The following is a 934-nucleotide window of genomic DNA, read 5'->3' on the forward strand; positions in this document are numbered from 1 at the left end:
CCCCGCTCTGCGAGACGCCCGGCCATGTCGCGCATGGTCAATGGGAGGCGTCCTACCTGCTGACCAGTTCCGATGGGCTAGAGTTGCGCGAGGTGCGTTTTGCGGGCCAGCCGCTGCTGCGCTCGGTGAAGATCGTGGACTGGCACGTTGGCTACCCAGCGCCCGAAGATCAGCGCGTCGGCTTTTCCGACGCGGTGGGCTGTCCGGTCTTTAGTGCGGCGGCGATCATTCCCTATGGCTTGCCAGAGATAGCGACCCATGCCGATGGTTCGCTCGATCTGGCGCTCACCTTTCGTAGCCCCAACTGGCCGCAGCCCTGCGCCTATCAATACACGTTCGCCGCGCACTTCGGGGCCGATGGCACGCTCACGCTGACTGGCGGCAATGAGGGGCGCGGTTGCGGCATTGCTGGCACCTACCACCCGATCTGGCGCATTGAGCCGGTCGCGCCATCAAGCCTGAGTGTGTGGGACGGCAACGAGACAACCCCGCTGCACGAGGAGGGCTGGCAGGAGTGGGCTGCCGGTGGGCCACATGCATTCCAGCTTACGGGGGCCGGTGGCGAGCAGACGATATCTCCGCTTTGGGGCGACGCAGAGCTGGCCTACGTCTACTGGACACAGGCCAAGCCAGCGGAGGGCCAAGGCGATCTGCCGACGCTCGGCACCTGCTGCGCCCTCGACGAGCGCCAAGGGCCGGAGCAATTCATTGATGGCGAAGCCCTCGCTGAGCATCCGGTGATCTGGTATGTGCCGCGCATGACCAATGCGGAGCGCGAGCGCTGTTGGGCCGACATGGAGCTAGAGGATGGCGTGCTGCGCCCGCTGGTCTGGCCGTGTAGCGCAGGGGTGCGGGTGATAGCCGATAGCCGATAGCCGATAGCCGATAGCCGATAGCCGATAGCCGATAGCCGATAGCCGATAGCCGATAGCCG

The 934-nt window shown here is 65.3% G+C and carries 1 pseudogene; it reads left to right on the forward strand.

The window, feature by feature from the left end:
* A pseudogene (locus tag CJ255_RS23935) lies at positions 1-875 on the forward strand (hypothetical protein); the annotation flags it as partial.
* Positions 876-934: the final 59 nt, after the last annotated feature.

It is taken from the genome of Candidatus Viridilinea mediisalina (assembly GCF_002532535.1).
GTDB classification, from domain to species: Bacteria; Chloroflexota; Chloroflexia; order Chloroflexales; family Chloroflexaceae; genus Viridilinea; species Viridilinea mediisalina.